This window comes from Glutamicibacter mishrai (genome assembly GCF_012221945.1).
In the GTDB taxonomy this organism is placed as follows: Bacteria; Actinomycetota; Actinomycetes; order Actinomycetales; family Micrococcaceae; genus Glutamicibacter; species Glutamicibacter mishrai.
Genome location: NZ_CP032549.1, coordinates 2,528,575 through 2,541,664, shown reverse-complemented (window position 1 = coordinate 2,541,664; position 13,090 = coordinate 2,528,575). Strand labels below are relative to the sequence as shown.

The following is a 13,090-nucleotide window of genomic DNA, read 5'->3' as shown; positions in this document are numbered from 1 at the left end:
GATTAGGTGCCAAAGGCTACTTTGGGCTGGCGGCCGATTCGACCTTCAGGTCACCGGAGATGATCTGTGCCTTCAGGGCTTCGATCTCCTTCTTGGTGTCCTCGCCGATGGTCGAGTCGAAATCGTGGAATGGCGCCAGTGCGACGCCTTCATTTTCCAGGGTGCCGACATATGGGGTGGGGTCGAACTTGCCTTCGGCGTCAGCCTTGATCACGTCTTCAACAGCCTTGTCCATGGTCTTCACGACCGAGGTCAGCATGTATTCCTTGTAATCAGGTGCGGTCAGGTAGCCATCGGAGTCAACCCAGATGAGCTTGGCCTTTTCGCCGCCCTTGTTGGCTTCGGCCACTGCAGCGCCAGCACCCTTGCCCACTGGGCCTGCAACAGGCATGATCACGTCTGCGCCGGCAGAGATGAAGTTCTTGGTGATCTGCTTGCCCTTATCCTGCTTTTCGAAGTCGCCGGAGAAGGTGCCGTTCTGCTTCTTCTTATCCCAGCCTAGGAGCTTGACGTTCTCGCCCTTGTCTTCGTTGAACTTGGCAACGCCATCTGCAAAGCCGTCCATGAAGATGGTGACGGTAGGAATCTGGATGCCGCCGAAGGTTGCGACGGTGCCGGTCTCGGAAGCAGCTGCTGCTGCGTAGCCGGCGAGGAAGGCAGCCTGAGCCGTGTCGTAAATGATCGGCTTGACGTTGTCGATGTTCTTTTCGTACTGGTTATCGACGATGGCGAAGTGCGAATCCGGGTTCTTCGCTGCGGCATCTGCGGTAGCGTCAGCCAGAAGGAAGCCCACGGTGACGGTCAGGTTGCAGCTTGCGCCCATCATGCCCTGGAGGTTGGTGGCGAAGTCGGCGTTGGACTTCGACTCGGCTTCCTTGATGGTGATGCCCAGATCCTTTTCGGCGTTCTTCAGGCCGCGGTAGGAAGACTCATTGAAGGACTGGTCGTCGAATCCACCGGAGTCGGAAACGATGCAGCCAACGTAATCGGGGTACTTGCCAGCTGAGCTGGACTCTTCCGGTGCAGCGCCGCAGGCGCTCAAAGCCAAAGCCGAGATGCCGAGCATGGCCGCGGCCACACCGGTCTTGCGCGATACGAAGCGCATCTATTCCTCCAAAAGTCGTGCGAGATCATGTGGGAGTTCAGACACCAGCCGCCCTTGTAAAGCATCGTTGCCTAGGCCTTACGCGAGCACACCTAAAGTCGTAGTTTCCCCATCGTTTCCATAGCCTATCGGAGATATGTCACAGGTAAAGACGATAAAGATTACAAACAGATAACTAAGCGGCTTCAAAACGGCAAGCGCTTAACGTCAAAGCCCAAGTCACTCAAAGAATTGCGAAAGTGTCAAAGACTAGTTAAAAAGTTTTGAGTTTACTGTGACCAACACGCTATTTGGCATTTGCTTCGCGAACGGCCTGCATGGCGGCCGCGGTCATGATACGCACGCCGATGCCAATGCAGGATTCATCAGGCATGTAATCCCCGCGGTGCAGGTCATAGGTCTTGCCACCCGGGGTCCGGGTGCCCAGGCGCAGCATGGCTCCGGGAACCTTCTGGGTCATCCATGCGAAGTCCTCCCCGCCCATGGACTGCGGAGTCAGCTCGATCGCGTCCGCGCCGAACTCACGACGTGCCGCATCCTCGATCAGCGCCGTCTCTGCCGGGGCGTTCACCACCGGTGGCACGCCTCGGGTGTGCTGCAGCTTGATTTCCACGCCGTACGGAGCGGCGATCTGGCGCACCGCGTTATCCAGCAGCTCGCCTGCCTCGTACCAGATATCCCCGTCGAGGCAGCGCATGGTTCCGGCAAGGTAGCCGGTGGCAGGGATGGCGTTCGGGGCGCTGCCTGCATGGATCTGGCCCCACACCACGGATACCGCCGAACGCACATCGACCTTGCGGCCGAGCACCGCGGGGACCTGCGTGGCGATCTGGCTCATGGCAAAAACGATGTCTTCGGTCAGATGCGGACGCGAGGTGTGCCCGCCACGCCCGTTGACTTCGATGCGGATGGTGTCGCTGGCCGAGGTGATCGCACCGATGCGGGTGCCGATATGGCCGGCATCGATCCGCGGGTCGCAGTGCAGCGCCAGCACGCGCGGCACCTCGTCGAGCAAGCCCTGTTCGATGACCGACAGCGCGCCGCCGGGCAGCTTTTCCTCGGCCGGCTGGAAGATGACGCGGACACGTCCATTGAGCAGTCCCGCCTCATCGAGCTTGCCCAGGGACAAGGCGACGCCCAGCATCACGGTGGTGTGGATGTCGTGGCCGCAAGCGTGTGCCACGCCCTCGACCAGGGAGCAGTACTCCAGGTCGGTTTCCTCGATGACCGGCAGGGCATCGATATCCGCGCGGAAGGCGATCCGGATCGGCCCCTGTCCGATATCGACAAAGGCGCCGGTGTTGGCCATCTTCTGCGGCGAGAGCCCAGCGGACTGCAGCGTTTCGAGGATGCGTTGAGTCGTTTGGTGTTCCGCGAAGGACAGTTCCGGGTTCCGGTGCAGCTCGCGCCGGAAGTCGATCAGCTGATCGATTAACGGCTCGGTGAAGTCGCTGACGGAGGCAACATTGTCATATTCATTCACGGTGGACACCTTTCGAAGATACTCGTCCAACAGCTGCAGATAACAGTTCTTCGTAATGTTTGGCCACAGCGCGAAACAGTTCGGCGCACGCAAGTGGTGGTGGCCACCGGTTTCCCGATGGCCACCACCACTGTTTCACGCCCTAGTTTTCGCGGATCAGCTCAGCGCAACGCTCGCCGATCATCATCACGGTGATATTCGGGTTGACCGTGACCAGCTCGGGCATCACCGAAGCATCGGCGACACGCAATCCGCTCACGCCCTTGACCCGCAGCTGCGGATCCAGCGGGCTCATCTCGTCATCCACAGCCCCCATGCGCACCGTGCCGGCAGGGTGGTACACGGTGTTGTGGGTGCGCTTGATGTAGTCGAAGATCTCTTCATCGCTCTGCGTCTGCTGTCCCGGGAACTGCTCTTCCCCGGCCCACTCGCCCAGCGAAGACTGCGCCACGATCTCACGAGCCTTGCGGATGCCGGCGATCATCACCCGGGCATCATGCCCTTCGGCGTCGGTGAAGTACCGCGGGTCGACCTTTGGCTTGTCGCGGAAATCGCAGCTGCGCAGCCGCACGGTGCCCCTCGACTTCGCGTGGGTGACGTTCGGTGTCAGGCAGAAGGTGTTCTCGCCGGTCGGGTAGCCCTGGCGCAGGGTGTGCATGTCAAAAGGCACCGAACCGTAGTGCATCATCAGATCCGGGCGGTCCAGCCCCTCCTGGGTCGGGGTGAAGATGCCGATCTCCCACCACTGGGTGGAGGTCTCCGGCATCGGCTGCTTCGCCTCCCACTGGATGACACCCTCGGGGTGATCCTGCAGGTGCTCGCCCACGCCCGGTGCGTCGACCAGTACCTTGACGCCCACCGACTCCAGATGCTCGGCAGGCCCGATGCCCGAGAGCATCAACAGCTTCGGCGAATCGATAGCTCCGGCGCTGAGAACTACCTCGCGCCTGGCGGTGAGCGTCTTGGTCCGGCCGAAGGCGCCGTCCACCACGTCAACACCGGTGCAGCGCTTGTCCGCATCGAAGTTCAGCTTTCGCGCCTGCAGGCCGGTGAGCAGGGTGAAGTTCTCGCGCTCAAGGATCGGGTGGATGTAGGAGACCGAGGACGAGGAACGGGTGCCATCGGCACGGCGGTTGATCTGGAAGAAGTTCGCCCCATTGAGCACCGTCTGGTTGTTGTTGAACTTGGCTCGCGGAATGCCCGCCTGTTCGCAGGCATCCAGCAAGGCCACGCCGCACGGGTCATTGGCCGGCACGTTCATCAGCTTCACCGGACCGCTGTCCCCATGGTGCGGGGCGTCGGGACCCGCATCCTCATTGGTTTCCAGCTTCTTGTAGAGCCGGTAAGCCATCTCGGAGTTCCAGCCGGCGGCGCCGAACTTCGACTCCCACTCATCGATGTCCTCGCGCGGGGCCCAGAAGGCGATGCACGAGTTATGGCTGGAGCAGCCGCCCATGACCTTGGCGCGGGCGTGGCGCATGAACGAGTTGCCGTTCTTCTGCTCTTCGATCGGGTAATCCCAGTCGAGGCCCGATTCCAGCAGCTCCATCCAGCGGTCCAGCTGGAGCACTTCGTCATAGTTGCGGTCGTCAGGGCCGGCCTCCACGAGGGCCACCTGCACCGATGGGTCTTCACTCAGCCGCGCTGCGACCGCTGCTCCGGCAGAACCGCCGCCGATGACGATGTAATCGAATTCCTGCACTGTGCTCTCCTTACTTGAACCAACCGGTGACCTGCGGGGCCAGGTTCTGGTAGATATGCTTGGCTTCCTGGTATTCGCCCAATCCGGTGGGGCCCAGCTCGCGGCCCACCCCCGACTGGCCGAAGCCGCCCCATTCGGCCTGCGGCAGGTAGGGGTGGAAGTCGTTGATCCAGATGGTGCCGTGGCGCAGCCGGGCGGCCACGCGCTGGGTCTTGGACGCGTCCTGGCTCCAGACCGCTCCGGCCAATCCGTAGTCGGTGTCGTTGGCGATCTCTACCGCTTCGTCTTCGGTGCTGAAGGTTTCCACGGTGACCACCGGTCCGAAGGCTTCGTCCACGACCACCGACATGCCGCGGGTGACCTGGTCCAGCACGGTGGGCAGGTAGAAGCTGCCCGACTCCAGGCCGGCGCCGTCTTCGGCGGTGGCCCGTCGTCCGCCGCAGCGCACGCGCACCCCTTCGGCAATGCCGGCCTGCACATAGGCATCCACCTTGGCCAGGTGGTCTTCGGAGATCAGCGCGCCGGTTTCGGCATTCTCATCAAACGGAAGGCCGATGGTGATCTCCTGTGCCCGGCGCACCAGTTCGTCGACGAACTTCTCGGCGATGGATTCTTCCACCACCAGTCGGGCGCCGGCCGAGCAGACCTGGCCGGAGTGGACAAAGGCGGCATTCAGCGCGTTGTCCACCGCGGCATCGAAGTCGGCATCGGCGAAGATGACATTCGGGTTCTTGCCGCCCAGTTCCAGCGCGACCTTCTTCACGGTGCCGGCGGCCGCGGCGGCCACCTTGCGGCCGGTGACCAGGCCGCCGGTGAAGGAGACCAGGTCGACGTCCCGGTGTTCGGAGAGGATCGCGCCGGCCTCTGCGCCGGTGCCGGTCACCAGGTTGGCGACGCCCGCAGGCAGTCCCAGCTCATCGAGGATCTCCATCATCAGGATCGCGGTGGAGGGGCTTAGCTCCGCCGGCTTGAGCACGAAGGAGCAGCCGGCTGCCAGCGCCGGGGCGATCTTCCACGCCGCCTGGAGCAGCGGGTAGTTCCAGGGGGTGATCATCGCGGCCACGCCCACCGGCTCGTAGCTGATCCGGCTGAGCACATTCGCGTCCCCCGCGTCCACCAATCGTCCGGCGTCCGCTCCGGCCAGCTTGCCGAAGTAGCGGAAGCAGGCGGTGATGTCATCCATATCGATTTCGGATTCCACCAGCCGCTTGCCGGTGTCCAGGGTTTCAGCCAGCGCGAATTCGGCCTTGCGCTCAACCAGCTTGTCGGCGACCTTCAGCAGGAAGTCGCCGCGTTGCCCTGCGGGCACCTGCGACCATACCCCGGAGTCGAACGACTTGCGGGCCGCGGCGATGGCGCGTTCGGAGTCGGCCTGGCCGGCTTCGGAGACCGTGGCGACCTTCACGCCGTTGGCCGGGCACTTGATCGCACGGGTGGATCCGCTGCTGGCAGCCTCGAATACGCCGTTGATAAAGAGCGTTTCCCCGCTGTGCAGTCGCGGATTCTGGTTGCTTGGAAAACTCATGCTTCCTCTTCTTTCGGGGTCGTTTCAAAATCTGATTCCCAGTCGGTCTTTGAGGCCCCGCTGGAGTTGATCTGGCTCGGTCCGGCAAGTTCGGTCTGCGTTTCGAGGAAGACCAGGTGGGCTTCGTACTGGTCCAGTACGTCGCCAATCAGTTGTTCCTTGGTCAGTCCCATCAGGTCGTAGCCGTGGCTGCCCTCCTGTGAGAAAACTTCAATGCGGAAGTAGTCATCGGCGCCGGCGGAGACTCGAGCGAAACTTGGGACCTGCAATTGCACCGGATAGATCTGGTACTTGAAGGGACGTTCCGCGCCGTTGGCCACCACCAGGTCCAGCGAATTCATTTCTAGGTGCTCAACCGGAGCAATATCCAGGTTGACCTCAGCACCACGCACGGTGAATTCTTCGCTGACTTCTTGCAGTGCCGGCAAAGCGACTTCCGCGAGGAATTTCTTGGCCGAGCGTCGTCCCGGGTAGGTCATGGCACGAGTCATGCGCTGCTTCCAATTGCGCCGATCCGAGTTGGTGCCCATACGGCTGGTGAGCACCTTGTGCATGTTGTTCTGATAGCTATCTGCCAGTGCCCCTTCCATGCGTAGGGATTTGAACAGTCCCAACATGATCAGCACCAGCACGAAGGAGAATGGCAGCCCCATAATCACCGTGGCGCCCTGCAAGGTCGGCACCCCGTCCACGAAGAGCATGCCCAGGGTCAGCAGGCCGGTGGCCAGCGACCAGAACAGGCGCACCGGCTTGGATCCATCGGCCTGCGCATCCTTCAGGTGCGAGGTGAAGTTGGCCATGACCAACGCGCCCGAGTCGGCACTGGTGACGTAGAACAGCAATCCGGTGAAGGTGGCGATCGCCGCGGTGATCGGCGCTCCGGGCATCTGCTCCAGCAGCGAGTAGAAGGCACGCTCCGGGGTGTTCATGGCCACCTCGCCAAAGGCGGCATTGCCCGAGCGGACCAGCTCCAGCGCGCTGTTGCCGAAGATCGAGATCCACAGCAGGATGAAGGCGAAGGGAACCACCAGAACGGCGATGACGAATTGGCGGATGGTGCGGCCGCGGGAGATGCGGGCCAGGAACAGGCCTACGAATGGCGCCCAGGCGATCCACCAGGCCCAGAAGAACAGCGTCCAGCCGTTCAGCCATTCATCGGGGCGCTCATAGGCGAAGGTATCCAGCGCCATGGAGGGGAACATCGCGATGCTGTCGCCGATGTTGTTCACAATGCCGTCGAACAGGTAGGCGGTGGAGCCGGCGATCAGCACAAAGAGCATCAACGCGATGCACAGCAGCACGTTCAGCTCGGAAAGGCGGCGGATGCCCTTCTCCACGCCGGTGAGTACCGAGACGGTGGCCATGATGACGGCGACGACGATCAGGACGATCTGCCAGGTGCGGTTCTCCGGGATGCCGAACATGAAGTTCAGCCCGTAGTTCAGCTGGGCGACGCCGATGCCCAGTGAGGTGGCGATACCAAAGATGGTGCCGAGCATGGCGGCAATGTCGACGGTGTGCCCGATCCATCCTTCGGTGCGCTTGCCCAGGATCGGGTAGAGCGCGGAACGAATAGACAGTGGCAGGTTGTGCCGGTAGGCGAAGTAGCCCAGCGCCAAGCCGATCAGTGCGTAAAGTCCCCAGCCGAGCAGGCCGTAGTGAAAGAGCGTCCACGCCATGGCTTGGCGGGCGGCTTGTACCGTGGATCCTTCGATCGCTGGTGGTGCCAGGTACTGGGTGACCGGTTCGGAGACCGAGAAGAACATCAGGTCGATGCCGATACCGGCGGCGAAGAGCATGGCCGCCCAGGTGAACATGTTGAAGGTGGGCCGCGAGTGGTCCGGGCCCAGCCGGGTCTTGCCGACCTTGGAGATCGCGATGCCCACCACGAAGACCAGGACGGAGACGACGATCAGCGTGTAGTACCAGCCAAAGTTTTTGCCGATCCAGGTCACGGTGGTGTTGATGACCGTGCTGGCCGAGTCGCGATCGATCATCGCCCACAGAGCAATGGCCAGCACTAATAGTGCTGATCCATAAAATACGACCTTGTTGATTCGGGTTTTTTCATTGCCCGGTTGGGCTCCAGGTGGCCCTTGCGGTGAATTGATTTCTGTCTGTTTACTATTGGTCTCGATATTTTCGGGTAGGGATGATCCGGAACCCATCTTGGCCGTAGTCATATCCTCCAACCTATCAAGCTCTATCAGCGCGTGTCCTGCCTGCGAGAAAACATCGCGTTATTTACCCTTAAGGACATAAAAATAAATATGACTTAAAGCGCTTGTCAAGCGCTGATTAGGTGAATTGGCAATTAAACTTTCACGAACAGGTCACAAAAGGAAAAGCCGAGACACGCCACTGATCCCAGTGGTGCATCTCGGCTCTTACCGAAGTTATTTGTGCCTTAGAGCACTTCCGTTGCGCCGTCGGCCTTCAGCGCCTCCACGGTCTGCTTGACCTTCTGGGCGTGCTCCTTGGTGGTCACCAGCAGCGCGTCGGCGGTATCCACCACCACGACATCCTCGATGCCCACCAGCGCGATCACCCGCGGGCGATCCGAGTAGACCACGCCGGTGGCGTTATCGGCATAAACGCGCACCTGATTGTCGCCGAGGTTGATGATCCCTTCCTCGGCGCTGGCCTTGTTCAAGCGGCCGATCGCGGCGAAATCGCCCACGTCGTCCCAGTTGAAGACCCCGGGGATCACTGCCACGTCGCCGGCTTCGGCGGCTGGCTCGGCCACCGCGTAGTCGATGGCGATCTTCGGCAGGCCCGGCCAGATCTCCCGCATGACCTGGTCGCGGCGATCGGTATCCCAGGCGTCGGCGATCTGCATCAGGCCCGAATACAGCGCCGGCTCATTGGCTTCGAGGTGCTTGAGCATCAGGCTGACCGGGGCGACGAACATGCCCGCGTTCCAGAAGAACCCGCCGGCCGCCAGGTACTTGCGGGCAGTGTCCTCGTCGGGCTTCTCCACGAACTCCACCACCCCGCGCGCGGTCGGCGCGTTGGGCACATTCAGCGGTTCACCGGTGCGGATGTAGCCGAAGCCGGTGGACGGGTGGGTGGGGTGGATGCCGATGGTCACGATCTTGCCGGTAGCGGCGGTATGGATCGCTTCGCTCAGCGCGGCCTGGAAGACTTCCACCGGCTCGATCACCTGGTCGGCGGCAAAGGAACCCATGATGATATCTGGGTTGCGGCGGTAGAGGATGGCGGCGGCCAAGCCGATGGCGGCAGCCGAGTCGCGCGGCTCCGGCTCGAGGACCAGATCCTCGTCGCACAGTTCGGGAAGCTGGCTCACGACGGCTCCGCGGTGAGCCCGTCCGGTGACGACCATGATGCGTTCGCCTGCCAGCGGTACCAGTCGATCGTAGGTGGCGCGGATCAGGGTTGATCCCGACCCGGTGAGATCGTGCAAAAACTTGGGAGCGGAAGCCCTGGAGAGGGGCCACAATCGGGTACCGACGCCGCCGGCGGGGATCACGCCGTGGAATCTGGATAATAGGTCTGCATTCACGCATTCCAGACTAGTTCATCCGGTGGATAATCCGGTCCATTGACATCTGGCAATCACCGGAAATACGAAATGCATCTATGCGGTATTACGGCCGGAAAATCAGCCACTTAGCGCATTTTGACGGCTATTCGGTGAACATCCTCACAGGAACTCGACACGAAATAGATTGCAGTGCATCAAGTGGTTTAGACTCGCACAAGGAACGCTCGCACAAGTGCGTCAAATCTCATTGTGTGCAATATACACATGCGCCGTTGCGAGCCTTGGAGGTTTAGTTCAGTGTCGAAGACTTCGTCAGGCACCCTATACCGCGGCCATGAAGGCATGTGGTCCTGGGTGGGACACCGAGTCACCGGTGTCGTTATTTTTCTCTATCTGCTGGTGCACGTGCTGGACACGGCCATGGTCCGCGTTGACGCCAACGCATATGACGCAATCATCAGCACCTATCAGACCCCGTGGATGGCGTTGGGTGAAACCGGCTTGGTTGCCGCAATCCTCTTCCACGCATTCAACGGTCTGCGTTTGATCCTGGTTGACTTCTGGAAGCAGGGCACCAAGTACCAGCGCCAGATGCTCTGGGGTGTTTTGATCCTCTGGGTTATCGTCTTCGCGGGCTTCGCAATCCGTCACCTGTCGATCGCATTTGGGAGCCACTAAGCCATGAGCGTTTCTATTCCTGCTCCGCGCAGCCAGCGCATTGATCCTAAGTACAAGCGCGGACCAAAGTCCCGCAGCAGCTTCGAAATGCTGGCATGGCTGTTCATGCGCCTGTCCGGTGTTGTGCTGATCGTCCTGATCTTCGGCCACCTCTTCGCAAACCTCATGGTCGGAGAAGGCATCTCCGGCATCGGATTCGGCTTCGTCGCCGGCAAGTGGGCTTCGCCAATCTGGCAGTTCTGGGATCTGGCCATGCTGTGGCTGGCCATGCTGCACGGCACCAACGGCGTGCGCACCATCATCAACGACTACGCAGAGAAGCACGCAACCCGTGCATGGCTCAAGGGCATCCTGTACGTCGCAACGATCTTCATCATCGTGCTCGGTTCCCTGGTGATCTTCACCTTCGATCCTTGCGTAGCTGGCAGCCAGCTGCAGCAGTGCTTGTGAAACTCCCCTAGTTTCAGCCGATAGCCAGATAGATTTTTAGAAAAGAGAGCATCAAGAATGCAGGTACATAAGTACGACGTAGTCATCGTCGGTGCCGGTGGTGCAGGTATGCGTGCAGCGATCGAATCCGGTCAGCGCGCACGCACCGCAGTGCTAACCAAGCTTTACCCAACCCGCTCGCACACCGGTGCAGCCCAGGGCGGCATGTGCGCAGCACTTGCCAACGTCGAGGAAGACAACTGGGAATGGCACACCTTCGACACCATCAAGGGTGGCGACTACCTGGTTGACCAGGACGCAGCCGAGGTCATGGCCAAGGAAGCCATCGACGCCGTGCTCGACCTGGAAAAGATGGGTCTGCCATTCAACCGCACCCCAGAGGGCAAGATCGACCAGCGTCGTTTCGGTGGCCACACCCGCGACCACGGCAAGGCTGCCGTGCGCCGCGCCTGCTATGCAGCAGACCGCACCGGCCACATGATTCTGCAGACCCTGTACCAAAACTGCGTCAAGCACAACGTCGAGTTCTACAACGAGTACTACGTACTTGACCTGCTGATGGTTGAAGAGGATGCCTACCGCGAGGACGGCACCGCTTACAAGCAGAAGCGCGTTGCAGGCGTGGTCTCCTACGACCTGGCCACCGGCGAACTGCACGTCTTCCAGGCCAAGTCCGTCGTCTTCGCCTCGGGCGGCGCCGGCAAGGTCTTCAAGACCACCTCCAACGCACACACCCTGACCGGTGACGGCATGTCCATCGCCTTCCGTTCGGGCCTGCCGCTGGAAGACATGGAATTCTTCCAGTTCCACCCAACGGGCCTTGCAGGCCTGGGCATCCTGCTCACCGAGGGTGCACGTGGCGAAGGCGCGATCCTGCGTAACTCGGATGGCGAGCGCTTCATGGAGCGCTACGCACCGACCATCAAGGACCTCGCTCCTCGTGACATCGTGGCTCGCGCCATGGCCAACGAAGTGCGTGAAGGCCGCGGTTGCGGTCCTAACAAGGACTACGTGCTCCTTGACCTGACCCACTTGGAACCAGAGCACATCGAATCCAAGCTGCCTGACATCACCGAATTCGCCCGCACCTACCTGGGTGTGGAACCATTCACCGATCCAGTACCTGTGTACCCAACCGCGCACTACGCCATGGGCGGCGTGCCAACCAACATCAACACCGAGGTGCTGCAGGACAACGACACCGTCGTTCCTGGCCTCTTCGCCGCCGGCGAGGTTGCCTGCGTTTCGGTGCACGGCTCCAACCGCCTGGGCACCAACTCGCTGCTGGACATCAACGTGTTCGGCAAGCGCGCCGGTGTGGCTGCTGCTGAGTACTCCAAGACCGCCGACTTCGTCGAGCTGCCAGAGAACCCGGAAGCATTCGTCACCGCCCAGATCGAGGGCGTACTCTCCGGCAACGGCACCGAGCGCGTCTCGGATCTGCGTTCGACCCTGCAGGAGACCATGGACGCTAACGTCCAGGTATTCCGCGACGAGCGTTCGCTGAAGGAAGCACGCGACGTGATCGAGGATCTGCGCCGCCGCTACAAGAACATCAGCGTCCAGGACAAGGGCAAGCGCTTCAACCTGGATTTGCTCGAAGCCATCGAGCTGGGCTTCCTGCTCGACTTGGCCGAGGTCATCACCGTTGCTGCTCTGCACCGCAAGGAATCCCGCGGCGGCCACTACCGCGAAGACTTCCCGAACCGCGACGACGAGAACTTCATGAAGCACTCGATGTCCTACCGTGACGCTGAAGCTGTCACCGAGGACATCAAGGGCATCCGCATGGAGACCAAGCCAGTGGTCTTTACCCGTTACCAGCCAATGGAGCGTAAGTACTAATGAGCACCGAACTGCCAGAACCAGCATCAAAGATCGAGCTGAAGCCAGGCGTCGGCGGCGGCGGAGAAATCCCAAGCTTCGACATCACCCTGCGCGTTCGCCGCTACCTGCCTGAGGCCACCGCGGACGCTTATTGGGAAGACTTCAAGCTGACCATGTACGGCACCGACCGCGTGCTCGACGCCCTGCACAAGGTCAAGTGGGAACAGGACGGCACGCTGTCCTTCCGCCGCTCCTGCGCCCATGGCGTCTGCGGCTCCGATGCCATGCGCATCAACGGCCGCAACCGCCTGGCCTGCAAGACCCTGCTCAAGGACCTGGACACCTCCAAGCCGATCACCGTTGAAGCCATCAAGGGCCTGCCCCTTGAAAAGGACCTCATCGTCGACATGGAACCGTTCTTCCAGTCCTACCGCGAGATCATGCCATTCCTGATCTCCAAGGGCCACGAGCCAACCAAGGAACGCTACCAGTCCGCTGAGGACCGCGAGCGCTTCGACGACACCACCAAGTGCATCCTGTGCGCCGCGTGCACCAGCTCCTGCCCGGTCTTCTGGACCGATGGCCAGTACTTCGGCCCGGCTGCGATCGTGAACGCACACCGCTTCATTTTCGACTCCCGCGATGATGCCGGCGACATGCGCCTGGAGATCCTGAACGACAAGGAAGGCGTGTGGCGCTGCCGCACCACCTTCAACTGCTCCGAAGCATGCCCACGTGGCATCCAGGTAACCAAGGCTATCGCCGAGGTCAAGCAGGCAATCCTCTCGCGCACCGTCTAAGTACGCGAGCACAAG

General features: G+C 61.3%; 10 protein-coding genes. 4 read left to right on the top strand and 6 right to left on the bottom strand.

Features of this window, described 5'->3' with window-relative positions; all coding sequences use genetic code 11:
• Window positions 1-16: 16 nt before the first annotated feature.
• The 6 genes from D3791_RS11970 to D3791_RS11945 form a co-directional block, all read right to left on the bottom strand.
• The gene (locus tag D3791_RS11970; protein WP_022874898.1) at window positions 17-1,105 is read right to left on the bottom strand and encodes a BMP family lipoprotein; all 1,089 of its coding nucleotides are present in this window, start codon (window positions 1,103-1,105) and stop codon (window positions 17-19) included.
• Window positions 1,106-1,391: 286 nt separating this feature from the next.
• Window positions 1,392-2,588 (bottom strand): amidohydrolase, encoded by a 1,197-nt coding sequence (locus D3791_RS11965; RefSeq protein ID WP_172512339.1) that lies wholly within the window; start codon window positions 2,586-2,588, stop codon window positions 1,392-1,394.
• 142 nt (window positions 2,589-2,730) lie between these two features.
• Entirely contained in the window at window positions 2,731-4,290 is a 1,560-nt protein-coding gene (locus tag D3791_RS11960) for a GMC family oxidoreductase (RefSeq protein ID WP_246242055.1), read from the bottom strand.
• 10 nt (window positions 4,291-4,300) lie between these two features.
• Window positions 4,301-5,815, bottom strand: coding sequence for an aldehyde dehydrogenase family protein (locus D3791_RS11955; RefSeq protein WP_172512338.1), 1,515 nt, complete (start codon window positions 5,813-5,815; stop codon window positions 4,301-4,303).
• Window positions 5,812-7,998, bottom strand: a complete 2,187-nt coding sequence (gene betT / locus D3791_RS11950) for a choline BCCT transporter BetT (RefSeq protein WP_425483104.1) — start codon at window positions 7,996-7,998, stop codon at window positions 5,812-5,814. Before betT ends, D3791_RS11955 begins: the two co-directional genes overlap by 4 nt.
• A gap of 224 nt (window positions 7,999-8,222) precedes the next feature.
• Window positions 8,223-9,338, bottom strand: a complete 1,116-nt coding sequence (locus D3791_RS11945; protein WP_172512337.1) for a mannose-1-phosphate guanylyltransferase — start codon at window positions 9,336-9,338, stop codon at window positions 8,223-8,225.
• 246 nt (window positions 9,339-9,584) lie between these two features.
• Between D3791_RS11945 and sdhC the strand changes: the two genes are divergently transcribed.
• The 4 genes from sdhC to D3791_RS11925 are packed head-to-tail and all read left to right on the top strand — an operon-like array spanning window position 9,585 to window position 13,075.
• Complete coding sequence (gene sdhC, locus D3791_RS11940; RefSeq protein ID WP_370736825.1) at window positions 9,585-9,998, top strand: succinate dehydrogenase, cytochrome b556 subunit; 414 nt, start codon at window positions 9,585-9,587, stop codon at window positions 9,996-9,998.
• 3 nt (window positions 9,999-10,001) lie between these two features.
• Complete coding sequence (locus D3791_RS11935) at window positions 10,002-10,448, top strand: succinate dehydrogenase hydrophobic membrane anchor subunit (RefSeq protein WP_022874891.1); 447 nt, start codon at window positions 10,002-10,004, stop codon at window positions 10,446-10,448.
• 57 nt (window positions 10,449-10,505) lie between these two features.
• Window positions 10,506-12,293 (top strand): succinate dehydrogenase flavoprotein subunit, encoded by a 1,788-nt coding sequence (gene sdhA / locus D3791_RS11930; RefSeq protein WP_172512336.1) that lies wholly within the window; start codon window positions 10,506-10,508, stop codon window positions 12,291-12,293.
• Complete coding sequence (locus tag D3791_RS11925) at window positions 12,293-13,075, top strand: succinate dehydrogenase iron-sulfur subunit (protein WP_022874889.1); 783 nt, start codon at window positions 12,293-12,295, stop codon at window positions 13,073-13,075. Before sdhA ends, D3791_RS11925 begins: the two co-directional genes overlap by 1 nt.
• Window positions 13,076-13,090: the final 15 nt, after the last annotated feature.